Here is a 26,003-nt window from a genome sequence, read left to right on the forward strand (position 1 = left end):
CTTGCTTGCTCGGGAACGGTCTGTCATGTACCGGCCGAACGTTACATGCTGCTGGGAACTGGTGGATCGGTACGATCCAGTGGCGGCGGCACCGTACAGGAAGAGGCCCCCATCGCCACCTGCGGCGTAGACCCAAAAAAACGCGGCCCTCTGCGCGAAATCCGTGGCATCGCCAAAGGCCGAGCCTACGCCGTAGGCACCTGCCGGCAAGCCTACCTTCGCGAAGGCGAAGATCAGTGGCGTTGCATTGACCAGAGCGCCCAGGTCGGTGACACGCCGATCACCGACACCAGCTTTGAATCCATCGATGGCTTCAGCGAACAGGAAATCTATACCGTCGGCTGGGAAGGCGAAATCTGGCAGTACGACGGCGCCCTCTTCACCCAGCGCAACAGCCCGACCAACCTGGCACTTTACAAAGTTCGCTGCGCGCCGGACGGTTTTGTCTACGCCTGCGGCCAGCTCGGCACCTTGCTTCGGGGCCGCAACGATCAGTGGGAAATAATCGAACATGAAAGCACCCGCGAAGACCTCTGGGGCATGGAAGTTTTCGATGGGCAGGTGTACGTGTCTTCCACCCATTTCGTCTACCGGCTTGAGGACAGCAAGCTCACGCCGGTGGATTTCGGCGATGACATTCCACAGACCTGCTATCACCTGAGCGCCGCCGACGGGATCATGTGGTCCATCGGGCCCAAGGATCTGATGCAGTTCGACGGTTCAAGCTGGACGCGGTGCCTGCGCATTGACTAACCCGACGCCAGCGGCCTGCCCCTGTACAAGGACCGGAGACAGATGAACACACTGCCCGTGGTGCTTGACCTTCACGTCGAAGAGGCCAGTTTTCTCGCGGTCCTGCGTGGCTACGCTTTACACGCGCCGCATTACGACCTGGACGACCTGCGCAAACTCGACGACCGCATCGACGCACACCTGGACGGCTTGCGTATCGCCGGACCCACCGGCTTGGACACATTAGTGGCCCAGCTCGACCCACAGGCGATTGGCGAGCTGTTCGCCAGTACGGTGCTGGCGTTCGAAGCGGCCAATGCGACCGTGCTATCGCAGCTCGGCGCGCACGTCAGAAGCGCTGTGGAAACGCAGCGAGGTTTTCTGATGGCCCTGGGGTGGCTCGACTGGGCGCACATAGCGCCCTGGATCGACCGTATGCTCGCCACCCCTGAGCCGCTGTTCCGCCGCCTCGGCTTGGCCGCCTGCGGCATGCATCGCCACGACCCCGGCCCCGCCTTGCTGAACGCGCTGGCGCATGCCGACCCCGGCGTGCTGGCACGGGCTGCCCGGACTGCCGGCGAACTGCGCCGGCACGACCTGCTGCCGAGCCTTCGTGCCCACTGCCTGCATCAGGATCCAGCCACGCGCTTCTGGGCCAATTGGGCCAGCGCACAGCTGGGCGATGAGCACGCCCTGGAGCCCCTGCGACAGTTCGCCGAGCAGCCGGGTGAGTTTCAGTACCGTGCGCTGTGTGTGCTGCTGGCCTGGCAAAAGCGCGAGTTCAGCTTCGCAGGGGTCCGCCAATGGGTGCAGCCCCCCGAGCAGCGCCGCATCGGCATCCAGGCCTTGGGGCTGCTGGGCGATCCGGTCAGCGTGCCATGGCTGATCGAGCAGATGAGCGAGCTGCCGTATGCCCGCGTCGCCGGTGAAGCCTTCAGCCTGATCACCGGCGCTGACTTGGCGCTGCTCGACCTGGAACTGCAAGACCCGCCGGATTTCGATGCCGGCCCGAACGACGACCCCGAGGACGCCAATGTGCGCATGGACCCAGATGAGAACCTGCCCTGGCCCGATCCGCAGGCAATCACTGCCTGGTGGCAGGCCCATGGCCGTAATTTTGCGCCGGGTGTCGGCCATATACTGGGGCTGGCGCACAGCGAAATCAGCTTTCACCAAGCACTTGCCCGAGGCCAACAACGCCAGCGTATTGCCGCCGCCTGTGGCCTCGCCCGCTTTCGGCCGACTGACGTGCTGTTCCCCACCAGCGCACCGGCATGGCGGCAAAAGAGGCTGTTGTGAGGCTAACCCGCCGATAAAACCTTAATTGCAACAATTATTGGCTGTCTCCATCGTCCCTCCACAAAACCTCCCATAAAAGCGCACGTTTGTTGCGCACAATGCACCGACCACGGTCGAATGGCATCACCCAGAGGCTATGATCAACGCTTGAACACGTGGCCACGGACGGCAGCCACGACACGGCAGATAACCGCGAGCACAGGAATGCGACGGCGCGCGACCTCTTCACCGAGCAGACCATGACTGATTTTCCCATTGCATCGATGCCCCGCCCGGACTGCGTCAGAGAACCCCAGGCCCTGGTGCTGATTGCCGAAGACGAGCCGCAAATCGCTGACATTCTGGTGGCTTACCTCAAGCGCAGTGGCTTTCGCACCGCCCACGCACGTGACGGCCAACAGGCGCTGGACATGCACCTGGCGCTCAAGCCGGAGCTGATGTTGCTGGATGTGCTGATGCCCAACGTGGATGGCTGGCAGGTGCTCGCGCAAGTGCGCCAGCGCGGCCATACGCCGGTGATCATGCTGACCGCGCAAGACCAGGACATGGACAAGCTGATGGGCCTGCGCATCGGTGCCAACGACTATATCGTCAAGCCGTTCAACCCGGCCGAAGTGGTGGCGCGTACCCAGGCGGTACTGCGCCGCTCCATCGCTTATCACGACCGCGCCTGCCCCACCGTACTGCGGGTGGACGCGTTTGAAATCGACCTTGAGAGCTACGAAGCCACGGTGGCGCTGGCCGGGCGCCGAGTGCCGCTGGCGTTGACCGTCACCGAATTCAGGCTGCTGGCGCAACTGGCCAAGGCACCGAAACGGGTGTTCAGCCGTGCCGAGCTGTTGGCCCAGTGTTCACCGGAAAGCGACAGCCTGGAGCGCACGGTCGACAGCCATATCAGCAAACTGCGGCGCAAGCTCGAAGACCTCGGCGTGCAGGGTGTGCCCACCTGTATCCGTGGCGTCGGCTACCGGTTCGGGAGCGTGGTGTGAAAGGGCTCAATGGCCTGAGTCGCCAGATTATCTTGTCGATGTGCGCCGTGGTGCTGTGCGTGATCGCCCTGGCGGTGATCGGCTCGTATATCTTTTATGCGTTGCTTTGGACCTACTGGCCGCTCACCGACGCCGAAGTGGATGCATGGCTGCCAGCCAAGGCTGAATGGGTATGGATGGGCCTGACCACGTGCGTGAGCCTGGCGGTGGGCTCGATTGTGGCGCTGAAACTGTCGCGGCGAATTCTGATGCCGCTCAATTCCGTGGCGGAGAACCTGCGCAAACTGGCCGACGGCGACCTGGACGTGCAGGCCGTTGCCGGTGACCAGTCGATCGGCGAAGCGGCGATCCTGGTCAATGACTTCAACAGCATGGCCAAGCGCTTGCAGCGCATGGCGCAGGAGCAAGCGTTCTGGAATGCCGCCATTGCGCATGAACTGCGCACGCCACTGACTATTCTGCGCGGGCGCCTGCAAGGGTTGGCCGAGGGTGTATTCGAACCCGACACCGCGCAGTTCTACAGCTTGCTGGGCCAGGTCGAAGGCTTGACGCGCTTGATCGAGGATATGCGCGTGGTGGGCCTGGCCGACAGTGGCTACCTGGAACTCAACCTGCAAGAAGCCGACCTGGCGACGGGTATCGAAGACGATGTGCGGTTGTTCGAACCGAGCCTGGTGGCCGCAGGCTTTGTGCTGCAACTGGACCTGCAACGCCGCACCATGCGCTGCGACCCGGCGCGCATCCGCCAGGCCTTGCTGGCCCTGCTGGATAACATTCGGCGGCACGCGACAGCGGGCAATGTCATCGTGCACCTGAGCACCCGTGACGGTTTCAACTACCTGCGCGTGCGCGATGACGGCCCCGGCATCGATGAAGGTTTTGCCGCGCGCCTGTTTGACGCCTTCCAACGCGGTGAAAACTCCCGCTCACGCGCCCAGGGCGGCAGTGGCCTGGGCCTGGCCGTGGTACGCGCCATCGCCCTCGCCCATGGCGGCGCCGTGACCTGCCGCCGCATGGAAAACGGCGGCACGCTGTTTGAACTCAGTTGGCACGTTTGATTGAGCGAGGCGCGGCGATGCGTATGTTGTTTTCGGTGTTCAAGCGCCCGCCCCGTTACCGGCACTTTGCTTTATTGGACGCGACGCAGGTGTGTATTGAGTTTAAAAGCTGCCGCACAAAACCTGCCGGCGAGCATTGGGTAGAAGTTGAACGGGTCAACCTGTCCTGGCTGGGAACCACGCTCCCAGGCTGCGCCCGTACCGTTGAGCGAGTTTAAACATGAGCAATGAGCTGTCCCGACTCGAAGCTTCGTTAAGGCTGCACACGGCCCGTTTGAAAAGGTTGCAGCGCTTCTGGGTGCCCCTGCAACGTCGTGCCCCCCAGTGGGTGCTGGCACTGTGGATTGGAGGCGTCTTCATATCGCTGGCCAGCCAGTGTTACGAGCACTGGCTGGTGACCGCCCCGATGATCTGCGCATTGATCGTGGCGGAAATTATCGTCGATGAGCGGCAAATGACGCTGTTATTGCGCGTTGATCGCGTGCGCGACCTGCTCAGGGAGGCACGCAGCCGCTACCTGTGCTGACTAGAGCAAGCGACTTTGCTGCAAGAACCCCTTGGCCACACTCTCGATAGATTCCCGCCCGACGTCGACCCGGGCGTTGAGACCGGCAATGGTTTCGTCGTCCAGCCTGGACGACAGTGCATTAAGTAATTCCCCCAGCCGAGGGTGTTGCTTGAAGACCTCGGTACGAATCACCGGGGTCAACGCGTAGCTGGGGAAAAAACCCTTGTCGTCTTTGAGTACCACAAAATCGTAGGCCGGGATCCGCCCATCGGTGGACATCACCAACGCCACATCCACCTGACCGTCCCGCAGCGCCTGGTAGGTCAGCCCACCGTCCATGCGAATGACGTTTTTACGCCCGAATTCGAACTTGTACTTCTCTTGCAGCGGTCGCAAGCCATCGGAGCGCGAGTAAAACTCGGCATTGCTGGCGAACTGGTAGGTACCGCCCGCGCCGATGTGCTTCGCCAGGTCGCTGAGCGTGACGATACCGTGCTTTTGCGCCGCGTCATTGCGCATGGCCAATGCGTAGGTCGTGTTGGCGTTTGACCGGTTTAACCAGGTGATGCCCTTCTGCGCGTCAAGGGCACTGACCCGGTTGTAGGTCTCGTCGGCATTCAGGGTGTCGGTGACCTTGTTGTACAGCACCAGGGAAGTGCCGGTGTATTCCCAATACACGTCGACCTGACCGTTTTCCAGCGCAGCGCGCAAAATGGATGAGCCCAGGTCCGGGCGTTTATCCACGCTGTACCCGTTAGCGCGCAAAAGTTGCGCAGTCATTTCCGCCACCAGTTGCTGTTCGGTGAACTTTTTGCCGCCCACAACGACCGTGCCGTTGGCAGAGACACTGCCAATACTGCCGAGCACAAGGCCCAGCACGCCGATCAGACAGATAAGTATTCGATGAATCATCCTGCACCCCCTGTAGGTCATTGGTCTTCACATTCATTCACGTGCCGCCAGCCTCAAGCCCCGAGACACCGTGACGTGCTGGATCACGCCGCACCCCAGGTCAACCGCAATGGCTAGAAAAGCCGTCGCCGTCGCACCGGCCAACATCATGGAAAAATCATTAAGGTCGATACCGGTGAAAATAAGCTCGCCCAAGCCACCGCCGCCGACGAGGAACGCCAGCGGCGCGGTGCCGACATTGATGGCGAGCGCCGTGCGTATGCCGGCGAAAATAACGTTCAGCGCGTTGGGAACTTCAACTTTCCATAACCGCTGCGCAGGCGTCATGCCCATCGCCTCGGCCGCCTCGAGCAAGTGCTCCGGCACTGCCCGCAAGCCCTCGTAGGTGTTGACCACCACCGGCAACAAGGTGGCGACCCACAAGCCAAAGATTGCCGCCCCACCGCCGACCCCGAACACACTCATGGCCAGCGCCAGCAACGCGAGCTTGGGTATCGCCTGCCCCACATTCAGCAATTGCATGCACGCCATGGCATAGCGCTGGTTCGAAGGCCGGCTCATCCACACGCCCAAGGGCAGCGCCACGACCAGCGCCAGGGCGCCGCTGACGGCGACGATGTGCAGGTGCTGAACCGTCAGGTACGTGATATCGCCCCAGTGCAATTGCATTGCCGCCCAGAATCCGAGCATCAGGTCGGGCATCGTCAACGCCCTACCGGCGTGCTGTTTTCAACCAGCCTGGCCAGGATGTCGGTCTGGTGGACATAGCCGATAAAACGCCCGTCAACGTCGTTGCACAGCGCCCAGTTCTGGCCTCGCCCCAAGAGCTGTGAGAGCACCTGGCCCAGGTCATCCTGGGGTTTGACCACCAACTGCGCTCGCGCAGACGTTTCGTTGCTGCCACCGACAGATTGCAACGGCTCAGCAGGCGGAACCTTGCTGGCGACATCCACCGAGCGCAGCAACCGCAGGCGCTTCATGATGCGGTCGCTGCCCATGAAATTGGCCACGAACTCACTGCTGGGCCTGGCCAGAAGATCATCGGAGCAGCCGAACTGTGCGATTTTGCCGTTGTGGAACAGTGCGATGCAGTCGGCCATCTTCACGGCTTCGTCGATGTCATGGCTGACAAACAGGACGGTCTTGTTAACCTGGCGCTGAATGCGCATGAACTCGTCCTGGATCACTTCCCGGTTGATCGGATCAATCGCGCCAAATGGCTCGTCCATCAACATCACGGGAGGGTCGGCGGCCAGCGCCCGGGCGACTCCGACACGCTGCTGTTGGCCGCCTGAAAGCTCGCAAGGGTAGCGTTTGAGGAACAGCGACGGGTCCAGCGCAACGACCTCCAGCAACTCGGCGGCGCGCTGGCGGCTTTTGGTTTTGTCCCACCCCAGCAGGTTTGGAACTACGCAGATGTTGTCCTCGATGGTCATGTTCGGGAACAGGCCGACTTGTTGAATCACGTAGCCAATCGAGCGCTTGAGGCTGACGCTGTCCATCTCTGAAGTATCACGCCCACCAATTTTTATGGTGCCCGAGGTGGGGGTTACCAGCCGGTTGATCATTTTCAACGTCGTGGTCTTGCCGCAGCCCGACGGGCCGAGCAGTACGCAGATCTTGCCCTCTTCCACCGTGAGCGAGACATCCTCGACGGCCGTTATCGAGCCGAACTGTTTGTTCAGGTTGTCGATCTGGATCACGTCGTCGCCTCCTTCATTCGGCCGGCAGCCACTGCGTGCCTGCTCAGCCCCTTTGGCGTCAACCTGCTCTGCAGGGCGTACAGCGCATAATCGGCGGCAATGGCAATGGCGCTGATCACCAGGGCACCGGTCAACAGCTGCCGCGGGTCCGATTGCGCGATACCGCGAATGATCAGGCTGCCCAGGCCGCCGGCGCCGATGTAGGCCGCAATCGCCGCGATACCAATATTGATCACAGTCGCCATCCTCACGCCTGCCATGATCAGCGGCACCGCAATCGGCAGTTCGACCTTGCACAACCGCTGCCAGGGGGACATGCCCATCCCTATCGCCGCCTCGCGCAAGGCCGGGTCAATGTTGGCGATCGCGGTGGTGGTATTGCGGATAATCGGCAGTTGCGAATAAAGAAACAGCGCAATAACGGCGGGCACCACGCCGATGCCATAGCCAATCAGCGACAGCACCGGGATCATCAAGCCGAACAGCGCGGCCGAAGGGATGGTCATCAGTACCGCAGCAACGGCGAGTACTCCACGGCGCGTCCGGGGATGCTCGCTGATCAAGATGCCGACAGGTACACCGGTCAGGATCGCCAGCCCCACCGCGACCGCGACGATAAACAGGTGCTGCCCCAGCAACCGGCTGATGAGGCTGCTGTTTTCCAGAATGAAACTCAACGTTTCCATGGTCCACCCTTCTTACGCCCTGGTTATTGTTATTGGCCGTGCATCGGGAAGCGGGCACCGGACTTGCCTTGAACCTTACCGCGCCCTTGAAGGCTATTTGGGCCTTGGGCTCGACGGTTTCTATCAAAAAACCGCCGTCACCTCAGGAATGTGCATCATCAAATTTCCGCCGTTCTTCCCCCGGCGTGCATCCCCACACACGCCTGTAAGCGGCACCCAGGTGTGACGCGGAAACGAACCCGCAGCTATGGGCAATGCAGGCAATCGCCTGGGTGCTTTCACGCAGCAGTCGCCGCGCCTGGTTGAGTCGCAGTTCCAGGTAGAATTTTTTCGGTGTGATCCCGAAGTGCTGGTGCCACAAACGCTCCAGCTGGCGATGTGACAGGTTGCATCTGTCGGCAATTTCTTCGATGCCGATCAGGTGCTCCAGGTTGTCTTCCATGGCGGCAATGGCGGCCGTGAGCCGCCGGTCATGAATGCCGAACCGCCACTGGATCGACATCCGTTGATGTTCTTGCGGCGCTCTTATCCGGGCGTGCAGGAATTGTTCGGCGATGTTCGCGGCCAGCTGATTGCCGTGGTCCTGTGCGATCTGCGCCAGCATGAGATCGATCGCCGCCGTGCCACCGGCACAGGTCCAGCGGTTGTCATGGTTGACGTATAGCTCTTTGGTGACTTCGAGGGTGGGAAACTCCTCGCAAAACTGGCCGATGGTTTCCCAGTGCAAGGTGCACCGTTTGCCGTCGAGCAGCCCGGCGCGGGCCAGAATGAAGGTGCCCGTGCTCAGTGCGCCCACGGTGACGCCCCGGGCGGCTGCACGCTGCAAATACCGCAGCATTTTCGGCGGCTTCTGACGCTCGATATCCAGGCTGGCCAACACAAACACCCGATCGACCGCGGGCGCTTGATCAATCGCGACGGTGTGTATCTCAATACCGCTGCTGGAGCAGACAGGCCCGCCGCTTTCCGTAAGAAGCGTCCACTCATACAGCGTTTTGCCGCTGAGCCGATTCGCCACGCGTAATGGCTCACTGGCACCCGCCAGCGCCATCATGGAAAACTGAGGAAGAATAAGCAGGCCGATTCGCTGGGTGATGTAACCCGTTGCAGGCGACGCTGCTGTGCTGGGGTTTAACATTGCCGGATCCTTATCAAGGTGAGTCCAACGCCAGCCCGACGGCTGGGTGTTAAGCACACCCCGCAGGGGCCTGACGTTGTATTCAGCCAGATTGAGTCACGGCGAGCCTGCAATGATTGCAAGCTTTCATTACAAGGCTCGCGTGCGGATGGCCTCGTCGATGCTCTGGATCATTGATTTGAACAGCGGGTTATCGGCCTGATTCTGCTGGCCGTGTTGCAGGTGCGGAATAATCAGCGCACTGGGCCCCGCATCCCCCGGATAGTGCCGATGCAGGCGCACGGACTCTGAAGGCATGTGCAGGGTATTTTCAGCGCCGTGCACAATCAGCGCCGGCGGGAAGCCTTGTGCGCCCCCAATGAACCGCTCCGGGTCATACGCCACACAGGCTTTATAGGATTTTGCCGTCACGTGAGTGCAGCCGGGCCAACGGTCCACGCCGCCGGCTTCGGTATAGCCGCTCAGTTGCTGATCAACGTAGGCCTGGGTCTGCGGATCCAGTGGGTAATAACCCAGGCGGGTCGATTCTGTACCGGTATCGAACGGCGGAATCGGCGCATCATCCGGCAGTTGGTGAATCGCGGCGTCGGTTGCCGCCGGGTCGGTACGCAACGTCTGCAGTGTACGCAGGCTGCTGTAGCTCATCGGCACCCAGAACCGCACTTGCTCACCTCCCGCAGCGGCGAGCTCAGCCACCGCACCGAGGCTGGCGACCGCCCCCATCGCCCAGGAGGCCACTACCGGGCTTTGACCGAAGGTGTCACGCGCCCATGCAACCGCGCCGAGGACTTCGTCCTTCTGGTCCTCAAGCATGACCTGGGTGACTTCGCCATCTGCTGACTGCAGGGTATTACGCACAGACTTATTGGTAAAAAAACCCGCCACGTCGTAGGTCATGACGCGATAACCCCGGGCTGCCAGGGCGTGGCCGAACAGCTGACCGTACATGCTGACGCCGCCGGTGAAACCTGAGTTGAAAACGATTGGGGGCAACTGACGCGTTGCAGCATCAAGGTGCTCGGGTTCAAACAGCGTGCCTTTGAGGTACAGGCTCGCATCGCCGTACTGCACAGCAAAGCTGATCGCTTTAGTCATGATGGTGGTCATCGCTGGATCTCTCTAGGTATGAATGTGCGCGCAGGTCAACGCAGCCATTGGCCGCACGCGCCCCGAAGCAGTTGGCTGGCAGGGATTGCGGTGGCTTTGGAAACATGCCGTGCCACGGCCTCGACAAAAGCAAAGGTGCGGGGTACATCAAACTGCTCGGCATAAGCCACGCGGTTGCTGCCGACACCCACATGAGGCGCGTCACTGGCTTCAAGCAAGAGGTTGCCGGCACCCACCGCGCGAATGATCCGGGTCACGAACCGAGCGGTTTGCTCAGGGTTGACCGAAGTGCGATAGCCCGGGCCTTTGAACCCCACGTTGCCGCGTCTTGCCGCTTCCGCGAGCAGTGCGCTGTAGGCCGGTTCTGTAGCGCCCCGTTCGTAATGGCAGCTGCCGAGATGGTCAATAAGCACAGGCACCCGGTCAGGGATCTGGCGCAATACGCGCAGGTTGGTCTGCGCCTCTTTGGCGTAGATATGCAGGTGTTGGTGCGGCAGTAGCCGTGCGTAGAACGCCTGCCATTGCTCATCGCAAAAGCTGCCCTCTGCAACGGTTTCAGGCCGGGCATCGTGCAAAACGATGCGGGCGCCGATGACCTGCGGGTGCCCGAGGCGCGCCTGGGTGGCATAGGACGGTTGCGCGTGGATCGTTCCTGCCAGCTGGATACCGCCATACCGCTGAGGGTGTGCTGCCTGCAACGCTTGCAGTTGATCAAACGATGCAAAAACGTTTTGCGAATCCGGCAGGATGCTCAGGTGCACGTTGTTGATGATCGCCGGGGGGATGCCGGCATCAATCAGTTTATCCAGGTAGGCCTTGAGCGGGTGTGGTTCAGGCAGGCCATAGGGCAGCAGGCCAGCCACGCGCTGGAGATCGTGTGCGGTGTAGAAGTGGACGTGGCTGTCGACTCGTGTTGCCAAGGGTCGTCTGGCGAAGGGTCGTCTGGCATAGGGCTCGGTGCGCGGCAGCATGATGAGTGTTTCCGTTTTTTGTACGGAAACAATAATGGTCATCCAGGTTTTTGCGCTCTCGCCAACCCGACGGGTCGTATCAAAATTTCGCCGTGCACGTTTTATCCGAAGTTTGATAGGACGCAGCGAAGGCTAACCTGTGGCGAGGGAGCAAGCTCCCTCGCCACAGAAGTGATACTGACCCTTAACGGATTACAACGCTTGCTTGCAACCAATGCGCCCCGGCAATTGCCCATGCCTGGCCTTCAACGCAGCCTGCACGGCCTGCGGCAAACCACTCCAGAATGTCAGGCCCGAGCGCTCTTCGATTTGACTCACGGGCACCTGGTAATCGCAGAAATTGGCGTTCTTGGGCGTTTCCTGGTTCATCACGAACGAGGCATACATGCCACCTTCAGGCGAGCTGCCGACGAAGATGATTTTCCAGTAGCCACTGGGAATGGTGTGCACCTTGTTCGTGCCCGGCAGCGTGCCGACAAAATGCTCATACAGCGGCCCGGTGGCGACATAAACCGCGTCGACTCCCGCCTGCTTGCTCAGGTTGCGCTCCTGGTCTTCCAGGTGGGCCCACGGCCCCTGGTTGAGGTCGGATTTCTGCGGCGTGATGTTCGACAGGTAATTGAGGCTTTGCCAATCCGCCACGCCCGCCATCGAGGCGAGGTTGGCCTGATGGCCACGGTCGACTTTGAGCGCGACATTGGCGCCGTTGTAATCCACCGGGTCGAGGGTTTCGCCGGCCGGGATGTCCGGGTCGGTCTGCCAGTCGCGCGCGCGGCCGCTGGCGGGAGTAGTCTTGGTGATTTTGTACGACACCCAGTTGGCAAACTTGGTCGAACCGTTGTTGTTCAGGGTGTACGCCTGACGGTTAAGCGTCAGCGGGCTGCCGCCGCTGGGGCAGCCGACCGAGCAGTTGTCGAACGGCCAGGCCTGTTGGGGCTGGGCTTGCGGTGTGATGGCCGACTCACGGGTTCTGTCCGGTGTGGTACAGGCGGCAATCAGCGGAATCAACAGAAACGCTAAGTGTTTGGACTTTATACTTCCTTGCATGGTGTAGCTCCTTGGGTATGGCAACTTGGGTGAATCAATGACAAAAGGTCTGTCGGCGGCTGCGATCCATCGCAAGCCGACATAAACATTAAACCACTTAAACATTTCAAATTGTGTACAGGTTTCAGGGGACGCAAAAAAGCCGGTCACGCCGCCGAAAATCAGGTTGCTGCTGTGCTTTTGATCCGCTGGGGATCACGTCAATGCAGGTGATTGGACGCGCAGGCCTTACAATGAGAGGGTCTGCTGCGGGTGCAGGCACGGGCACTTATCATGACCGCTCACTTATTCCCAGGCTGGGGCTTTAAATGGACATCAAGCAACTCAAATTCCTGATCGCGCTGGAGCAGACTCGGCACTTCGGCCAGGCGGCTGCGCGCTGCCATATCACCCAGCCGACCCTGTCGATGCGCCTGCGCAATCTGGAGGATGAGCTGGGCCTGGAGCTGGTTACCCGTGGCCAGCGCTTCGAAGGTTTCACCCAGGCCGGCGAGCGCGTGCTGGCCTGGGCGAGAACCCTGCTCGCCGCCCATGACGGTTTGTTTGCCGAAGCGGCGGCGTGTCGCGGGCAGTTGGTGGGCAGCCTGCGCCTGGGGCTGGTGCCGCTCAGCGGGTTCAACTCGATCAGCTACATCCAGGGTCTGTCCCAGACGTTTCCAGAGCTCAAGTTCAGCCTGTCGTCGATGAGCTCGGACAAGATCATCGAAGCCCTGGGCACCAACCAACTGGATTTGGGCGTGTGCTACCTGGACCACGTAAACCCCAATTACCTGGAGGTTTTCGAACTGGGCGAAACCCGCGTCGGCCTGCTGTACGACACGCGCCACTTCCAGTTCGAAGGCACCGAAATGAGTTGGGAAGACGCCGCGCAGTTGCCCCTGGGGATGATCAGCAATGGCATGCACTATCGAAAATCCATTGACTTGAGCTTCCGCAGCCGGGGCCTGGACCCGCAGCCCATTCTCGAAAGCGATTCGACCTATCAGCTGTTCCAGGCGATCCACGAAGGGTTTTGCTGCGCGATCATGCCGCTGGACAGCGGCATGGAAAACCCGATCGAGAACCTCGCCTTTATCAACCTGCCGGACGCCAGCGTGCTTGCGCCGTTGGGTTTGGTGATGCGCAAGACCGAACCGCGCTCGGCCATCGCCGAGAAGTGTTTCGCGCACGCCCAACAGGTGTTTGCCGCCCAGGGCACGCACTGATCTGCAGCACGAAAGGACGAACACATCCCGCTGTGGCGAGCAGGCTTGCCCTGCGCTGGGTGGCGAAGCCGCCCCAATTCAGGCGACTCGGTGAGTCAGTCGTAACGGGAAGGGGCTGCTGCGCAGCCCAACGCAGGGCAAGCCTGCTCGCCACAGGTTCAGCGTCGCACCACCGTTATGTCGATAACTGTGCAAGATAACGAATGGCTCAGTTCGACACTTGCTCAAGGAAGATCAGCTGCAACGGCTCGCTGAGCAAATCGTCAGCCGTGGCTGCAAATTGCTTGAAATACGGCGTGGCAAAATGTGCATTGAGGGCCGCCTGGTCCTTGAACGCTTCACGCATGTAGAAGGTGCCGGGCGCGTCGCGCAGTTCAAACAGCACATAGTCGAGGTTACCGGACTCGGTGCGCGTTGGCGCAACCAAGGCCAGCAAGCCGTGTTTGAGGGCCTGCTGTTTGCCAGGTTTGGCTTTGAGTACGGCGATGGAAACCAAGGGTTTTGGCATGGGGGTCGCTCCGTCAGGGGAATGGCTCGCACAACCTGCAATCAACAGCGCAAGCAGCGTCACACCGATCGAAGTGATGGGGGTTTTAAAGACCATGTTGATAAACGCCGCAGGTGGTTAAGGAGAACCCCAGCGTAATGAAACCCCGGTTGCGTCAGCCATCCGCACGGGGCACATAGACTTTCAATGGAATATTGAAAGTGACTGAAACAGCAGCTGACGGCACAGGGTTCTGACGCTCACACACGAAAACGCAGCGGCCTAACGTTGCTCAGCAATGGCGAAGGCACGCCGGTGATCAGTTCTTCGCTCAAGAGCCGCGCCAAGGTGGGCGCCAGGGTCAAGCCTGGATGGGCGCTCAAGATATACAGCCTGCCATCGTCGCCCGCTGGCCCCACGATAGGCAGGCCGTCGTCACACAGCGGCCGCCACCCTACCGCTACGGACTTCAGCACTATGGATTGCGCACCGTTCAACTGCCCACGAATCGCGTCGAGGGCTCTGAGCCCAATGGCAGCGGGGCCATTTTCCGGCGTATCGTCGATGTAGTCTTCGGCCGCAATCAAGGTATGCGTGTCGCCCTGACGCGCCTCCATTTCGGCGTTCGAAACAATGCCATTGAGCAGCGCCTTCGCCACTTCAAACGTCAGCAGAATCGCCGGGGACGGTCGGATGGGCAGATGCAGGTTTTGATCAGCCAAAAGATCAAGCACTCCCAGGCCCGCAGCCAGTACCGTTTTATTGCCATACCGATTGCCTGCCTGGGTATGGACGCCGACAACCTGGCCATTTTCAACCAGCAACTGGCGCACTGCGCAGTCGCGAACAACCCGTGCGCCAAAACCCTCAGCGGCCAGAACCAGGCACTCAATGGCTTCGACCGGCGAGATGACCCCTGCCGCCTGCGTATAGCGGGCTTGAAGAGGCGGAGCAGCAAGGTTGGGCTCAAGTGCGCGGATTTCACTCTGCGAAACAGTACGAGGTTGAAGGGAAGAAAGGCTCAGGCCCGCTGCTGATGCCTGGACTTTTTCCAGGCCCAGGCCATAGGTCAACTCTGCACACCAACGCAACGGAAACGCCGGCAACGCAGCCTGAAGGTGGTGGTAATCATCTATCACGCTTTGCGCCAAATGCTGCACGGGTTGGATCAATGCACTGGCATTGATCCAACCGAAGGCGTGGCCGCTGGCACCGCTGGCCGGTCGGGCCTCTTCAATAAGCATCACGCGCTGCCCGGCACGGGCGCTGTAATAGGCCAAAGCCGCACCATGAATGCCGGCGCCCACAATAATAAGATCGTATTGATTCATTAAAACGACTTCCTTGCCTGGCACTGATTACTGCTTCCCCGGGCCGCAGATCAGCCCTGCCCGCTTGCCGCATGCTGATGCCTGCGATAGCCGGGAAGTGAAAGCCCGGTTTGACGCTTTAAGTAGCGGCACAAGTATGAAGCATCGGCGAAGTCGCGCACATCAGCCGCGTCACTTACCAGCAGTGGCTGGAACAGACTCCAGCCAGATAAAGCCCCACGCCGAACACCGCATGACTGATCAGACTGCGCAGGCAGTTTTTGCCCGGCGTGGGTGTCTTGGAGGAGGCAAACCCCGCGCCCATGGCAGGCTGTATCACACACAGCGGGACAGCCACGGTGGCGATTCCCAGCACCAATGCCGGCATGAATGTGGGCGCCTGCAACCAGGCGATTCCTTCGATCCCCACCAGCAACAGCGCAAACACAACCCCCGTGACGTAGTGCGCAATCCAGCCCAGGGCCACCTCGCCCTGCACGGGCGCCGCTTGGGCAATGCTGCGGTGGGCAAACCGCCCGTGGCACGCATGCCCGACCCAGCGCCCCACGAAGGCGAAATTCAGGGTGGGCACCTTGAGCGCCTTCATCAGCAACATCCACACATCCATCACGAGCGTCGCGCCGACACCCAATAAAATCACCTGTGCAATCACGTGCAGCGATGCCATACCGACCTCTTATTCATGGACCCATTTAACCTGCGCAGGCATCATAGAAGTTGAAGTCAACTTCAAGTCAAGGGTCTGCCAATGGATATCACCGAAGTGGTCAAACGCACGGGCGTGCCGGCTCACACCTTGCGTTTTTATGCGAAGAAAGGGCTCATCACCTCCATCAGCCCGCCCGGCGCTCGCCGCCAGTTTGGCCCGGCGGTGATTGAGCAGTTGGCGGTGATTGCCCTCGGCCAGGCGGGCGGCCTGTCGCTGGACGAGATACAGGCCATGCTGTCCCCCACTGGCAAGGCCACGGTGGACAGAGCGGTGCTGCTGGCCAAGGCCGATGAGATCGACGCAACGGTCAAGCAACTGCAGGCCATGAGCCGCGGCTTGCGCCACGCTGCGGCCTGCCCTGCTCCCGACCACGCGCAATGCCCGAACTTTCGGCGGTTACTCGACATTGCCGCCGCAGGGGCCTTCAAGCGTGCCAGGCACGCGGGCGCGAGCCTGACACGTTAGTGTTCACAGGACCCATCCGATGCTCGACTGAGGTTGGCGCGTGACGTTGTTGTTTGGCTTGATTCCGGGTCTGGCTGCGATAGCAACATGCCCTACCAAAACCACGCGCTACCAAAACCATGCCCTACCAAAACCATGCCCTACCAAAACCAATAGGGCAGAAACTTGGGGGTCGGCTCATCGGCCAACTCCAGGTGGTAAGTAATCGAATTAAAGAAGAACATATCCAGGACCAGGAAGGCCGCAGCACCAAAACACAACAGCACGAACTCCCGTTGTGGATGTGCATGAAACCGTAACTGTATCCAGGGCCGAATGAAAATAAGGCCGATCAACCCTGCACACGCGCCAAGATAGTTAGGCCGCAGCGGCATGGCTGCATACAGGCCATAGATAAAAGCAAGTAACAACATGCCCAGGCCGACCACAGGCAAATTGAGGCAGAACCTCAGCAACTTGTCGCGGGTACTTGCAAAGCGCTGACTGCGATCCACGAAGATATAGGCGGCTAATAATGAAATCGCCGGCGTAATCGAAAGGATGTAACGCGCTTTCTTGGAACTTGGAAGGGTGAACAGTACGATCACCACCAACAACCAACCCGTCAGGTACAGCAGCAGTTGAGTGGCCGGAGCCGGCGAGCGTTCGAAGAAGTGTTTGCCCTTCTTGATGATCACGTTCAATGCGATAAAGGCAGTGATGCCATAGGTGAGCAAACCGGCGGAGAAGTAGAAGTAATAACGCGGGGCATGATCAGCGCCAAAGCGCCCCAAGCCTTGCATGACCAGCACCTCTTGCAGGAAAGCCTGCCCACCTTGCAGGTAGGCCGCGCCGCTCAGCACGGCAATGCCTGCGGCCAGCACCAGGCCCGCGAGCAGGCAGAACACCAGCAACAGGCGCCACTGTCGACTTAACAGATAATAGGAGGCGACCACGCCCGCCGGGCCGATCAGGCCAACAGGGCCACGAAAGGCAAAGCCCAGCGCCAGGCCCAGGAGTACCGGCAGCAAGTGAAAGCGGTGCGGGTGCAGTTGGCCCGCATAGGCCAGGTAAAAACACATCACGGTAAACAGCGCCGGATAGATGTCCAGCGCCAGGGAATTCACGCCGTCCAGGAATGACCAGGTAAACAGCGCAAAGACCACCGCAAAGGCGCCCCATTTTTTTTCATGCAAGGCGCCCAGCTTGTAAATAAACACCAGCATCAAGGCGGCCGCCACGCAAAAAGGCAGGCCCATCGACAGGATGGATACACGCCCGAACGGCAGGGAAACCAGGTACACAAGCAGTGTATTGAGCACCGTGTAATCGGGGTATGGCTGCAGGTCGTCAGCAATGGGAAACAGGGTCACGCCGTGGGCGAGCATATACTCGGCAAAGTCGACAAAGCGTGTGGTGTAGTTGAGCACGGCCGGTTTGTATTGCAGCGCAGCCAATACAATAAACGCCACTATAAATATTGATGAACAGGGCTTGTTTACAGCCAGTTCCTTTAGCCTTTTCATGCGCGCCTGCTGCCTGTTGAAAACGCGCAGGCTAGCATGTTGTTTTTTCAATCATCCAGACTGCAAAGGTAAAGAGTTGTAAAGGCTATACGCTCTGTTTATTCAGTTTAATTTGGCCTGAACAACAGCTGAATAACCATCAATAAAAGTGCAAACTGCTAACTTCAGCTGTTGATTTTTTACTTATAAACGCTCTTGCGCAGTGAAGTAACGCCCAGGCGTCACCCCAAACGTGCGGCGAAACAGTGCGATGAAAGCACTGACGTTGTCATAGCCCAACTCCAGCGCCACACGCGTGACCGACACACCCGTCGCCAGCCTCTCCAGCGCGCGCAACAAACGCACGCGCTGGCGCCACGCGGTGAAACTGAACCCCGTTTCCAGCACAAACCGACGCGTCAGTGTGCGCGGGGCGATGCCCGCCCAGGCCGCCCACTCCTGCAGGTGACGCTCGTCGTCCGGGCAATCGGACAGCGCCTGGGCGATCTTGCGCAGGCGCGCATCCTGGGGCATCGGCAAGCCCAGGGTCACACGTGGCAAGGTCCGGATCTCATCCACCATCACCCCGGCCAGGCGCAACTGCGCAGCATCCAGCTCAGGGCTCTGCCAGGCGGCAGCGCGCATCACCGCCTCGCGCAAAAGTCCGGAGATTGTCAGGACGCAAGGCGTATCCGGCAGTTCGACACAGCCCTGCGGCGACACGTAGACACTCCACCCTGCGAAGGGGCCGTGGGAGCGCGCGCCATGGGAGATATTCGGCGGGATCCACACTGCATGGGTCGCCGGCACCACCCACTGGCTGACGCCGGCGTCCACCGATAACAAGCCCTGGCGTGTGCCCAGCAACTGCCCACGCGCATGGCAATGGCGTTTGGTGATACGCGGTTCAGCGTCCACTCGGACCACCGCGACAACCAGCGGGTCATCGGCAGCCGTTAATACCGAAGAGGGAATCAGCGCAGCGGACATGAGTGGCCTTGATGGACTATTGATTGTCTTTAATAGCGTACCCAGGCCACTTTGGCGCGTCTATAGTCGCAGCCTCTACTCCCAGGAATACACAGCATGCGCGCCGAAGAACTGTTGCCCGATGACCAGAATCAGACTGAACGCCACGGCGTTGTCATCCGCAAAGGCAGTGTGGGCGCCTTTCTGGTGAATGCCCGGGCCTGGTGTGATCCAAACACCGATGCACACCAGCGAACCGTCGCCGAGCAGGACCTGCTGGCGTTGCTGCCTGCATTACGTGCCCTCGGGCTGTTCGAGGTATTTACGCTACGAGACCCGCAGTTGCAGCGCCTGGTGGATCAGTATTAAGCGCACGATTGGCGGGCTGAGTACTGCGGATATAACGTGCCGGCGGTGAACCCAGGGTCTTGCGAAACATACTGATAAACGAGCTGACCGACTCATACCCCAGCGCCTCGGCGGTGCGCTGCACCGACTCGCCTTCGGCCAGGCTCTGCAAGGCCACGATGATTTGCCATTGCTTGCGCCACTGGCCAAATGTCAGCCCGGTTTCACGCTTGATCAAACGCGCCAGCGACCGCTCACTCATCGCCACTTGATGTGCCCAATCGGCCATGGTGCGGCGATTTTCCGGGGCCTGCGCCAAGCTGCGCGCAATAGCGCGCAGTTGCGCCGAAGCCGGCAGCGGCAGGTACAGCTGTTCCGAGGGCGCCTGCTCCAATTGTTCAAGCAGGACGCTGGCCAAGCGTGCGGTCGCACTGTGCGCAGGATAATCCTGCTCCAGGCTGCCCAGGTGCTTGATCAACTCCAGGATCAAAGGCGACAACACCAGGGTGCAGCATTTTTGCGCCAGCGCGGCGGCCCCCGGTTCTATGAATAAAAATCCGACTTTGCCGTTGGCGGTGATGCGGTTGCTGTGCGCAACCTCGGCCGGAATCCATACGCCGAACCCTGTCGGCACCATCCACACGCCATCCTCGACGGTGCACACAATCGCGCCATGATAGGCCACCACCAGTTGGCCTTTACGGTGGCGGTGTACAGCGTATTCGGCGTTGTGGCGCTGGGTGCCCAGCATCATCGCGACTGCGGGCTGATGCAGCGCATCAAACTCAAACTGTTCAACCGTGTAGAGCGTGGTTTCGTCCATTAGCTGCCACTCGCGTGTCCGAATTTGATTATAGGTTGGCAGGATACTCAATATCGGCACGTTCGAGCATTCCCTACCATCGTCAGCAGGGCCTTCAGCGTGAAGGCCGATGGCGAGACTCACGCAATGCTCAGCGAAATCACGATTGCCAACCTCTACCTGCCGCCTTTTCTGCTCTACCTGGGCGCTGCCGCGCTGATTTACGCGGTGCTCGAACGCCTCCTGCGGGGCTGGCTGGATTGGACCTGGCACCCCAGCCTGACGCGGTTCTTTGTGTCCGTGATCGTCCTTTCAATACTGGTAGTGAAACTGTGAGAACCCTGCCATGACACTCGATAGAATCCTCAAGAGGCTGGTGACCCTTGGGCTTGGGCTGCTTGCTGTATTTTTCTGCACCCAGTTGTGGCGTGCCTATGTGCTGGCGCCCTGGACACGCGACGGGCGCGTCAGCGCTCAGGTCATACGCATTGCGCCCGAGGTGTCCGGCCAGGTCGAACAGTTGCAGGTGGGCGACAACCAGTGGGTGGCCAAGGGTGCCTTGCTGTATCAGATCGATCAGCGCGCCTACCTGCTGGCCCGGCAACAGCGCACGGCTGAGCTGGCCCAGGCGCGCAGCGTGTTCGAGCAGCGCACCGCGCAGTTCAGGCGGCGCCAGCAACTCGGCGACGCCATTGCGCGGGAGCAGACCGACAATGCCGCCCAAGACCTGGCCGTGGCCAAAGCGCGGGTGGACGCGGCCCAGAGCCAGTTGGCCCAGGCGCAGCTGGACCTGGCGCGCACCACCCTTCGTTCACCGGTCGATGGTTATGTGACCCAACTGCGCTTGCAGCCGGGGGATTACGCGGTGGCGGGCAGCACCAATATCTATGTGGTCGACAGCCACAGTTTCTGGGTTACCGGGTATTTCGAAGAGACCAAGCTGCCGGGCATTCGGGTGGGTGCGCCAGCCTCGATCAAGCTGATGGGGTTTGCCCCGCTGCTTTCCGGGCATGTCGCCAGTATCGGTCGCGGGATTGCCGACGGTAACGAGTTGCGCAGCGACAGCGGCTTGCCCCAAGTGGCGCCGACGTTCAGCTGGATACGCCTGGCGCAACGTGTGCCGGTGCGCATTGAGCTGGACAGCGTGCCAGCGGGTGTGGAGCTGGCGGCAGGCATGACCGCCAGCGTCGAAGTGACTGAGGCCGGGGACGAGCCGCATTGGCGACTGACTCGCTGGTTGCAGGAGTACCTGTGATGACGGGGCCGGTGGCGCGCAGGTTGGCCGTACTGCCCGGGGTGTGGACGCCCGGCTCGTCGGGTTACGTGCTTCGCAGTCTGGCGGCTGCCTCACTGGCGTTATGGCTGGGCTTGCAAATGCACTTGGACTCACCCTTCTCGGCGACGTCGACCGTGTTACTGCTGATTCATCCGCTCCAGGGCGCGGCGGTTGGCAAAGGCCTCTATCGGGCGCTGGGCACCGGGCTGGGGCTGATCGCGGCGGTGATTCTGACGGGTTTGTTTGCGCAGAAAATGTTGCTGTTCATTCTCGGAATCGGGCTGTGGCTGGGGCTGTGTGTCGCCGCCATGACCTTGCTGCGGCACTACCACGCCACTGCGGCCGTGGTCGCCGGCTACACCGTTTGCCTGGCCCTCGGCCCGGCGATCATCGCCCCGGCGCAAGCCTTCGATCATATCGTCACACGGGGATCGGCAGTGGCGCTTGGCGTGTTGAGCTTGAGCCTGGTGGCCACGCTGTTCGGACGCAAGACGGTCGAGCAGCAACTCAAGCAGGTGCTTGGGGATGTCTGCGCTCGCACGCTGCGGTTGCTGGCGGCTCACTATAGCGGTGAACGTGAGACCTCAACGGCTGAGCAAGGCCAACTCGGCATCGACATCGGCAAGGTGGATGACCTGCTCGGCATTGGTCGAGGTGAGTCACCGCTGATCCGCACCCGACTGTCGACCCTTCAAGCCGGGCTGGCGTATTTGCACGCCGCCGTCCTGCACAGCGTGCCGACCTGTGCGCCTGCTTTACCGGCGTGTATTCACACGGGCCAGGCGCTGCAGCAAATGGCCGAAGCCCGCCCGGACTTTTTCACGACCGCCGCGCAGGTCAAGGCCCTGCAAGACCGCCTTGAGGATGAACCTGAACACCCCGCGCAGCTAAGCGAGCCACTGGCGGACCTGTGCAGCGCCCTGGAGTGCTTTGCCTGCCTTGAGCGCGCCGCCTCCGCCCCTGCCCCCGCCCGCGCGGTCGGTTTCCACCGTCATTACGCAGATGCACTGCGCAATGGCATTCGGGCGTTGGTTGCAACATTGGCCACCGCCGCGGTCTGGTACCTCACGGCCTGGGACCAAGGCCCGTCGTTGCTGGCGGTTTTGGGCCCCTATTGCACCTTGCTGGCGGCCACTGCGGCGCCCACTCGCGGCGTCGCGGCGTTCTTCAAGGGCACGCTTTACGGCGTATTGGCGGCGACGGTGTGCAAGTTTTTATTACTGCCTCATATCAGTGGCGTCGCGCTGCTCATCGTCGTACTGAGCGCCTTCTGGATCATCGGTATTCAGGCCACCACCCGGCCGCGACACGCGTTTCAGGGCATTGCCTACCTGGTCACCTTTAACACGCTGGTCAGCACCGGCGGCACAGCTCAATACGACTTCATCGACTTTGCCAATCAGGCGCTCGCGTGGCTGGTGGCACTGGCGATTTGCCTGTTGGCGTTCCAGCTACTGCCAAGAAACGCCGAGCGCCACGTGCGCGCAATAAAGCGCGCCGTTCACGCCAGCACCCGACAATTATTGCGCGATGGCGCACGCCTGGACCTGCTCAAGTGGCAGGCCAGGCAACAACACCGGATCGTGTCGTTGCAGGCGCTGGCCGGTACGGATGACCCAGCGGTTCACACGGCTGGCTATCTGTCACTGCAACTGAGCCGAAGCCTGCAACGGTTGCAAGCCCAGGCCCGGCATCTGCCACCCGGCACACCCCTCGCACGCTGCGCACAAAATGGCGCCCGGCGCTTGTCCCGGTTTGCCGCTCACCCTGCGCTCAATGCGCTCCAGGCCCGACGCACAGCCCACGCATTGAAGCGTCTGGGCGCACGCGAACTGGCGGGTTGCTACCAGGATGCGGCCGAACTGCTGGCGCAATACGCCCGTGCGGATGGCGGCGTGCAATTAAGTTAAAACAACCCGGCCTTGCCACAGTTGCAAAGCGACAAAACCCGAACTACTGTTTATCCATACAGCATAAAGCGCACGCCAAGGCTGTAGAAAAACAGCGCTATGACGGCGGTCATGCGCGTCGGGCCATGTCGCCCCTACCCAAGCACGCACATTACTTAAGGATGAGTATCATGAATGACGACTTGCAGCAGTCAGGCTCTACCACAACCACCCAGGCCACCGTCTCGCAGGAGCAGATCAAAACCGGCAGGGTCCTGGATTTCACCTGGGCGCCTAACGCCAACACCACCAGCACCATCGTCTCGGCAGACTACATCGACTACCAGGTCGATACCTCCCAGGGCAGCCCTACGGGCGATAGCCACTCCATTGCCCGGTTTACCTATGCCCAGGGCAAAGGCGGCGGCCAGATCAGCACACTGTTTCTCGAAGAGCTACGCGCCGGTGTACGTGCCAACACCCGGATCGGGCTGATGGTCGGGCGCAAATGGGCGCTGGACCCCGGCACGGACGTCTCCGGCAGCATCGGCACCTATGTGCTGGAACAGTTCGATGACATGCGCGCCAGTGTCAACTATGTCGGCGCCTTCGCGCGTATCTTCGCCGACCCCAGGATGGTCAGCTACCACGCCGGCGGCCACGTGCACACCAGTGCCTCGATCACGGCCAGCAGGCCTTTGACCATGGCCGATTCAGGCAAGTCGATCCTTGTGATCAGCAACACTGACGTCACACTCACCCTGGGTGACGATGTGACTGAAGGGTTCAAGGCCACGCTGATCCAGGCGGCTGCCGGCAAGATCAACATTGCGGCATCGGGCAGCCACACGCTCTACAGCAACGCAGGGGTGCGAACACAAACACTCAATCCCCTCGATGAGCTGGAAGTCAGTACCTTCCCTGCCGGCCCGGTCTTCCTGGCATTCCGCGTCAGGCCTGGCGCTTGACACGCTGACAGCAAAGCGCTGGCCAAGGAGGCACTCACGGCCAGCGCTGGCTGTATGCTGCTGATGCACGTGCCCGCTGTTCTTTTTTTGAACACTGCAAACGCCTTCAACACTAATACCTTACCCATTCGCCCCAACGGTGATTCCAATGGCCCAAGACCGACACCCGCCGGCCCCTGAAAACCGGCTGATCCGCCAGGCCACGCCTGATGACGTACGCGCCCTGGTGGAGTTGGACGCCTACGCCACAGCCCACGCTCATCGGCGCGTGTTTATCCATGACGCGGTGATTGGCCAACGATGCCTGGTCGTCGTCACTGCCGGTGAATGTGCGGGCTACCTGGTGTTGACTGATGAGTTTTTCAGCTACGACTTTGTTGCGCTGGTGGTCGTGTCGCCGACGCATCAACGCCAGGGTCTGGCGCTGCAATTATTGGCGGGCGCAGAAGCGTTGTGCAAAACGCCCAAGTTGTTTGCGTCAACCAACGCCTCCAACCTGGCGTCCCAAGCCATGCTCGCCAAGGCCGGGTTTATACCGAGCGGGCGAATCGAGAACCTTGATGAGCATGACCCTGAGTTGGTCTATGTAAAGTTCGTGCGCTAATCAGGAGGATTTCCTTTGTCCACATTCACATTGACTTCGCGGATTTTCCACACGCCCCGCCATACCACGCACTATCTGGAGTCGGGCCCGGCCGATGGGCCGTTGATGATATTTCTGCACGGCTGGCCCGAGCTCAGCCTGATCTGGCGCGCGCAAATCGAAGCGTTCGCGGCCCAAGGCTGGCACTGCGTCGCACCCGACATGCGCGGCTATGGTGGCTCCTCTGCGCCCTCAGACACCAACGCCTACACCCTTGAACACATCGTGGCCGACATGGCAGAGCTGCATGACCATCTCGGTGGCGCACCCGCCATTTGGGTCGGCCATGATTGGGGTAGCGTGGTGGCAGGTGAACTGGCCGCCCATCAACCGCAGCGCAGCCGTGGCGTGGTGCTGGTGTCGGTGCCGTACTTCCCGAGCACCAATGCACTGCCCACGCTCGTCCCGCTGGTGGACCGCACGCTCTATCCGGTAGACCAGTACCCTGACGGTCAATGGGATTACTACCGCTACTACAACACGCACTTTGCGTCTGCCGTCGCTGATCTTGATGCGGATAAAGCCGCATCGCTGGCCTCGATTTATCGGCGCGGCGACCCGGCGAACATCACCAAGGTGGCGTCAAATGCCGAAGTGACCCGCAAAGGTGGGAGGTTTGGCGAGGCGCATCGGGCGCCGCCCACCCAACCCGACCGGGCGCTATGGCCGCAGGCGGACTTCGCTGCACTGGTACGCAGTTTCGAAGCCCATGGTTTCCGCGCGCCCTGCGCGTGGTATCTGAACGACGATGCCAATATCGACTATGCGCACCGAGCGCCCGATGGTGGCCGCCTGTCATTGCCCGTGCTGTTTGTGAACGGCGACTACGACCCGATGAATACCATCAAGGGCAACCGGTTGGGCGACCCCATGCGTGCGGCTTGCGCAGACCTCAGCGTAACCAGCTTGTCCGGCGGGCATTGGTTGCCGGTGGAGTGCAAGGCGGAACTGGTTGAGGCTATAGGCACTTGGCTGCTGGGTAGAAAACTCAGGTGACGGTCGAGAAAACGAAAAAAGACACCGAACCGTCTATTACGTAAATCGCAGGCACAAAACCACTCGTTAGACAGCCTGAGGTGATTCAGCCGATATCGACATTCATGGCGATGTCCCAGGTGTCGGCGCCGTTTTTAGCCAGGCCGATCATCATCAGACCGAGCCACTCGAGCGACTGGGCCATCTGCAGGCTGCCGACATCCAACGGACGCAGCCCGAGACTTGCGATCAATCCACCCACTCACTCACCCCTGGATAAGCCAATAACAGTGCGCCGGCCG

At 60.8% G+C, this 26,003-nt stretch carries 29 protein-coding genes; 14 read left to right on the top strand and 15 right to left on the bottom strand.

Features of this window, described 5'->3' with window-relative positions; all coding sequences use genetic code 11:
- The first annotated feature begins 45 nt into the window (after window positions 1-45).
- The 5 genes from ASE80_RS05230 to ASE80_RS05250 all read left to right on the top strand — a co-directional run bounded on the left by ASE80_RS05230 (window position 46) and on the right by ASE80_RS05250 (window position 4,604).
- Window positions 46-753: a hypothetical protein gene (locus tag ASE80_RS05230; protein ID WP_236708803.1), complete on the top strand. Its 708-nt coding sequence runs from the start codon at window positions 46-48 to the stop codon at window positions 751-753.
- A gap of 42 nt (window positions 754-795) precedes the next feature.
- Complete coding sequence (locus ASE80_RS05235; RefSeq protein WP_056857961.1) at window positions 796-2,031, top strand: TIGR02270 family protein; 1,236 nt, start codon at window positions 796-798, stop codon at window positions 2,029-2,031.
- 239 nt (window positions 2,032-2,270) lie between these two features.
- Window positions 2,271-3,020 (top strand): response regulator, encoded by a 750-nt coding sequence (locus ASE80_RS05240; protein ID WP_056858075.1) that lies wholly within the window; start codon window positions 2,271-2,273, stop codon window positions 3,018-3,020.
- Complete coding sequence (locus tag ASE80_RS05245) at window positions 3,017-4,078, top strand: ATP-binding protein (protein ID WP_056857962.1); 1,062 nt, start codon at window positions 3,017-3,019, stop codon at window positions 4,076-4,078. Before ASE80_RS05240 ends, ASE80_RS05245 begins: the two co-directional genes overlap by 4 nt.
- 220 nt (window positions 4,079-4,298) lie before the next feature.
- Entirely contained in the window at window positions 4,299-4,604 is a 306-nt protein-coding gene (locus tag ASE80_RS05250; RefSeq protein ID WP_056857963.1) for a hypothetical protein, read from the top strand.
- Here the strand turns inward: ASE80_RS05250 and ASE80_RS05255 are convergent, their stop codons facing one another.
- From ASE80_RS05255 to ASE80_RS05290, 8 genes are all read right to left on the bottom strand, one after another.
- Entirely contained in the window at window positions 4,605-5,498 is an 894-nt protein-coding gene (locus tag ASE80_RS05255) for a glycine betaine ABC transporter substrate-binding protein (protein ID WP_056857964.1), read from the bottom strand.
- A 33-nt stretch (window positions 5,499-5,531) separates the two neighbouring features.
- On the bottom strand, window positions 5,532-6,200 hold the full coding sequence (locus tag ASE80_RS05260; protein ID WP_056857965.1) for an ABC transporter permease: 669 nt from the start codon (window positions 6,198-6,200) through the stop codon (window positions 5,532-5,534).
- Window positions 6,201-6,202: 2 nt separating this feature from the next.
- Window positions 6,203-7,201, bottom strand: a complete 999-nt coding sequence (locus ASE80_RS05265) for an ABC transporter ATP-binding protein (RefSeq protein ID WP_056857966.1) — start codon at window positions 7,199-7,201, stop codon at window positions 6,203-6,205.
- Window positions 7,198-7,887, bottom strand: a complete 690-nt coding sequence (locus ASE80_RS05270) for an ABC transporter permease (RefSeq protein WP_056857967.1) — start codon at window positions 7,885-7,887, stop codon at window positions 7,198-7,200. Before ASE80_RS05270 ends, ASE80_RS05265 begins: the two co-directional genes overlap by 4 nt.
- A gap of 142 nt (window positions 7,888-8,029) precedes the next feature.
- Window positions 8,030-9,025: a GlxA family transcriptional regulator gene (locus ASE80_RS05275; protein ID WP_056857968.1), complete on the bottom strand. Its 996-nt coding sequence runs from the start codon at window positions 9,023-9,025 to the stop codon at window positions 8,030-8,032.
- Window positions 9,026-9,154: 129 nt separating this feature from the next.
- The gene (locus tag ASE80_RS05280; RefSeq protein ID WP_235593096.1) at window positions 9,155-10,120 is read right to left on the bottom strand and encodes an alpha/beta hydrolase; all 966 of its coding nucleotides are present in this window, start codon (window positions 10,118-10,120) and stop codon (window positions 9,155-9,157) included.
- A 47-nt stretch (window positions 10,121-10,167) separates the two neighbouring features.
- Entirely contained in the window at window positions 10,168-11,103 is a 936-nt protein-coding gene (locus tag ASE80_RS05285; RefSeq protein WP_056857970.1) for an amidohydrolase family protein, read from the bottom strand.
- 192 nt (window positions 11,104-11,295) lie between these two features.
- The gene (locus ASE80_RS05290) at window positions 11,296-12,150 is read right to left on the bottom strand and encodes a DNA/RNA non-specific endonuclease (protein WP_056857971.1); all 855 of its coding nucleotides are present in this window, start codon (window positions 12,148-12,150) and stop codon (window positions 11,296-11,298) included.
- 308 nt (window positions 12,151-12,458) lie between these two features.
- On the opposite strand from ASE80_RS05290, the gene ASE80_RS05295 reads away from it, so the two are divergent.
- Window positions 12,459-13,355, top strand: a complete 897-nt coding sequence (locus tag ASE80_RS05295) for a LysR family transcriptional regulator (protein WP_056857972.1) — start codon at window positions 12,459-12,461, stop codon at window positions 13,353-13,355.
- Between the two features lie 208 nt (window positions 13,356-13,563).
- Here the strand turns inward: ASE80_RS05295 and ASE80_RS05300 are convergent, their stop codons facing one another.
- The 3 genes from ASE80_RS05300 to ASE80_RS05310 form a co-directional block, all read right to left on the bottom strand.
- Window positions 13,564-13,863, bottom strand: coding sequence for a putative quinol monooxygenase (locus ASE80_RS05300; protein WP_056857973.1), 300 nt, complete (start codon window positions 13,861-13,863; stop codon window positions 13,564-13,566).
- A gap of 239 nt (window positions 13,864-14,102) precedes the next feature.
- On the bottom strand, window positions 14,103-15,173 hold the full coding sequence (locus ASE80_RS05305) for an NAD(P)/FAD-dependent oxidoreductase (RefSeq protein ID WP_056857974.1): 1,071 nt from the start codon (window positions 15,171-15,173) through the stop codon (window positions 14,103-14,105).
- A gap of 175 nt (window positions 15,174-15,348) precedes the next feature.
- Entirely contained in the window at window positions 15,349-15,840 is a 492-nt protein-coding gene (locus tag ASE80_RS05310) for a DUF2938 domain-containing protein (RefSeq protein ID WP_056857975.1), read from the bottom strand.
- Window positions 15,841-15,921: 81 nt separating this feature from the next.
- Here ASE80_RS05310 and ASE80_RS05315 point away from each other — a divergent pair, with 81 nt between their 5' ends.
- The gene (locus tag ASE80_RS05315) at window positions 15,922-16,347 is read left to right on the top strand and encodes a helix-turn-helix domain-containing protein (protein ID WP_056857976.1); all 426 of its coding nucleotides are present in this window, start codon (window positions 15,922-15,924) and stop codon (window positions 16,345-16,347) included.
- A gap of 140 nt (window positions 16,348-16,487) precedes the next feature.
- Here ASE80_RS05315 and ASE80_RS05320 read toward each other — a convergent pair whose 3' ends face one another.
- The gene (locus ASE80_RS05320; RefSeq protein ID WP_082463563.1) at window positions 16,488-17,852 is read right to left on the bottom strand and encodes an ArnT family glycosyltransferase; all 1,365 of its coding nucleotides are present in this window, start codon (window positions 17,850-17,852) and stop codon (window positions 16,488-16,490) included.
- Window positions 17,853-18,035: 183 nt separating this feature from the next.
- The gene (locus ASE80_RS05325) at window positions 18,036-18,821 is read right to left on the bottom strand and encodes an AraC family transcriptional regulator (RefSeq protein WP_056857978.1); all 786 of its coding nucleotides are present in this window, start codon (window positions 18,819-18,821) and stop codon (window positions 18,036-18,038) included.
- A 96-nt stretch (window positions 18,822-18,917) separates the two neighbouring features.
- On the opposite strand from ASE80_RS05325, the gene ASE80_RS05330 reads away from it, so the two are divergent.
- Window positions 18,918-19,169, top strand: a complete 252-nt coding sequence (locus ASE80_RS05330) for a hypothetical protein (RefSeq protein ID WP_056857979.1) — start codon at window positions 18,918-18,920, stop codon at window positions 19,167-19,169.
- Here ASE80_RS05330 and ASE80_RS05335 read toward each other — a convergent pair.
- On the bottom strand, window positions 19,123-19,971 hold the full coding sequence (locus ASE80_RS05335) for an AraC family transcriptional regulator (RefSeq protein ID WP_056857980.1): 849 nt from the start codon (window positions 19,969-19,971) through the stop codon (window positions 19,123-19,125). The two genes, ASE80_RS05330 and ASE80_RS05335, sit on opposite strands and share 47 nt — an antisense overlap.
- Window positions 19,972-20,097: 126 nt before the next feature.
- On the opposite strand from ASE80_RS05335, the gene ASE80_RS05340 reads away from it, so the two are divergent.
- The 6 genes from ASE80_RS05340 (at window position 20,098) to ASE80_RS05365 (ending at window position 25,722) form a co-directional block, all read left to right on the top strand.
- Complete coding sequence (locus ASE80_RS05340) at window positions 20,098-20,286, top strand: DUF1656 domain-containing protein (protein WP_056857981.1); 189 nt, start codon at window positions 20,098-20,100, stop codon at window positions 20,284-20,286.
- A 10-nt stretch (window positions 20,287-20,296) separates the two neighbouring features.
- On the top strand, window positions 20,297-21,205 hold the full coding sequence (locus ASE80_RS05345; protein ID WP_056857982.1) for an efflux RND transporter periplasmic adaptor subunit: 909 nt from the start codon (window positions 20,297-20,299) through the stop codon (window positions 21,203-21,205).
- Window positions 21,205-23,136, top strand: a complete 1,932-nt coding sequence (locus tag ASE80_RS05350) for an FUSC family protein (protein WP_056857983.1) — start codon at window positions 21,205-21,207, stop codon at window positions 23,134-23,136. The genes ASE80_RS05345 and ASE80_RS05350 overlap by 1 nt, the downstream gene beginning before the upstream one ends.
- Before the next feature lie 170 nt (window positions 23,137-23,306).
- Window positions 23,307-24,083, top strand: a complete 777-nt coding sequence (locus ASE80_RS05355) for a hypothetical protein (protein ID WP_056857984.1) — start codon at window positions 23,307-23,309, stop codon at window positions 24,081-24,083.
- A gap of 148 nt (window positions 24,084-24,231) precedes the next feature.
- On the top strand, window positions 24,232-24,687 hold the full coding sequence (locus ASE80_RS05360; RefSeq protein ID WP_056857985.1) for a GNAT family N-acetyltransferase: 456 nt from the start codon (window positions 24,232-24,234) through the stop codon (window positions 24,685-24,687).
- 15 nt (window positions 24,688-24,702) lie between these two features.
- On the top strand, window positions 24,703-25,722 hold the full coding sequence (locus tag ASE80_RS05365) for an alpha/beta hydrolase (RefSeq protein WP_056857986.1): 1,020 nt from the start codon (window positions 24,703-24,705) through the stop codon (window positions 25,720-25,722).
- 85 nt (window positions 25,723-25,807) lie between these two features.
- On the opposite strand, the gene ASE80_RS29815 is transcribed toward ASE80_RS05365, so the two are convergent.
- Window positions 25,808-25,954 (bottom strand): hypothetical protein, encoded by a 147-nt coding sequence (locus tag ASE80_RS29815; protein WP_235593093.1) that lies wholly within the window; start codon window positions 25,952-25,954, stop codon window positions 25,808-25,810.
- Window positions 25,955-26,003: the final 49 nt, after the last annotated feature.

This window comes from Pseudomonas sp. Leaf15, from assembly GCF_001421425.1.
GTDB lineage: Bacteria > Pseudomonadota > Gammaproteobacteria > Pseudomonadales > Pseudomonadaceae > Aquipseudomonas > Aquipseudomonas salomonii.

What these genes read in the sequence shown, in the direction of transcription:
- ASE80_RS05230 (WP_236708803.1), top strand. Translation starts at nt 46, where the DNA reads ATGCTGCTGGGAACTGGTGGATCGGTACGATCCAGTGGCGGCGGCACC.
- ASE80_RS05235 (WP_056857961.1), top strand. Translation starts at nt 796, where the DNA reads ATGAACACACTGCCCGTGGTGCTTGACCTTCACGTCGAAGAGGCCAGT.
- ASE80_RS05240 (WP_056858075.1), top strand. Translation starts at nt 2,271, where the DNA reads ATGACTGATTTTCCCATTGCATCGATGCCCCGCCCGGACTGCGTCAGA.
- ASE80_RS05250 (WP_056857963.1), top strand. Translation starts at nt 4,299, where the DNA reads ATGAGCAATGAGCTGTCCCGACTCGAAGCTTCGTTAAGGCTGCACACG.
- ASE80_RS05255 (WP_056857964.1), bottom strand. Translation starts at nt 5,498, where the DNA reads ATGATTCATCGAATACTTATCTGTCTGATCGGCGTGCTGGGCCTTGTG.
- ASE80_RS05260 (WP_056857965.1), bottom strand. Translation starts at nt 6,200, where the DNA reads ATGCCCGACCTGATGCTCGGATTCTGGGCGGCAATGCAATTGCACTGG.
- ASE80_RS05270 (WP_056857967.1), bottom strand. Translation starts at nt 7,887, where the DNA reads ATGGAAACGTTGAGTTTCATTCTGGAAAACAGCAGCCTCATCAGCCGG.
- ASE80_RS05275 (WP_056857968.1), bottom strand. Translation starts at nt 9,025, where the DNA reads ATGTTAAACCCCAGCACAGCAGCGTCGCCTGCAACGGGTTACATCACC.
- ASE80_RS05280 (WP_235593096.1), bottom strand. Translation starts at nt 10,120, where the DNA reads ATGACTAAAGCGATCAGCTTTGCTGTGCAGTACGGCGATGCGAGCCTG.
- ASE80_RS05285 (WP_056857970.1), bottom strand. Translation starts at nt 11,103, where the DNA reads ATGCTGCCGCGCACCGAGCCCTATGCCAGACGACCCTTCGCCAGACGA.
- ASE80_RS05290 (WP_056857971.1), bottom strand. Translation starts at nt 12,150, where the DNA reads ATGCAAGGAAGTATAAAGTCCAAACACTTAGCGTTTCTGTTGATTCCG.
- ASE80_RS05295 (WP_056857972.1), top strand. Translation starts at nt 12,459, where the DNA reads ATGGACATCAAGCAACTCAAATTCCTGATCGCGCTGGAGCAGACTCGG.
- ASE80_RS05300 (WP_056857973.1), bottom strand. Translation starts at nt 13,863, where the DNA reads ATGCCAAAACCCTTGGTTTCCATCGCCGTACTCAAAGCCAAACCTGGC.
- ASE80_RS05305 (WP_056857974.1), bottom strand. Translation starts at nt 15,173, where the DNA reads ATGAATCAATACGATCTTATTATTGTGGGCGCCGGCATTCATGGTGCG.
- ASE80_RS05310 (WP_056857975.1), bottom strand. Translation starts at nt 15,840, where the DNA reads ATGGCATCGCTGCACGTGATTGCACAGGTGATTTTATTGGGTGTCGGC.
- ASE80_RS05315 (WP_056857976.1), top strand. Translation starts at nt 15,922, where the DNA reads ATGGATATCACCGAAGTGGTCAAACGCACGGGCGTGCCGGCTCACACC.
- ASE80_RS05320 (WP_082463563.1), bottom strand. Translation starts at nt 17,852, where the DNA reads ATGAAAAGGCTAAAGGAACTGGCTGTAAACAAGCCCTGTTCATCAATA.
- ASE80_RS05325 (WP_056857978.1), bottom strand. Translation starts at nt 18,821, where the DNA reads ATGTCCGCTGCGCTGATTCCCTCTTCGGTATTAACGGCTGCCGATGAC.
- ASE80_RS05330 (WP_056857979.1), top strand. Translation starts at nt 18,918, where the DNA reads ATGCGCGCCGAAGAACTGTTGCCCGATGACCAGAATCAGACTGAACGC.
- ASE80_RS05335 (WP_056857980.1), bottom strand. Translation starts at nt 19,971, where the DNA reads ATGGACGAAACCACGCTCTACACGGTTGAACAGTTTGAGTTTGATGCG.
- ASE80_RS05340 (WP_056857981.1), top strand. Translation starts at nt 20,098, where the DNA reads ATGCTCAGCGAAATCACGATTGCCAACCTCTACCTGCCGCCTTTTCTG.
- ASE80_RS05345 (WP_056857982.1), top strand. Translation starts at nt 20,297, where the DNA reads ATGACACTCGATAGAATCCTCAAGAGGCTGGTGACCCTTGGGCTTGGG.
- ASE80_RS05350 (WP_056857983.1), top strand. Translation starts at nt 21,205, where the DNA reads ATGACGGGGCCGGTGGCGCGCAGGTTGGCCGTACTGCCCGGGGTGTGG.
- ASE80_RS05355 (WP_056857984.1), top strand. Translation starts at nt 23,307, where the DNA reads ATGAATGACGACTTGCAGCAGTCAGGCTCTACCACAACCACCCAGGCC.
- ASE80_RS05360 (WP_056857985.1), top strand. Translation starts at nt 24,232, where the DNA reads ATGGCCCAAGACCGACACCCGCCGGCCCCTGAAAACCGGCTGATCCGC.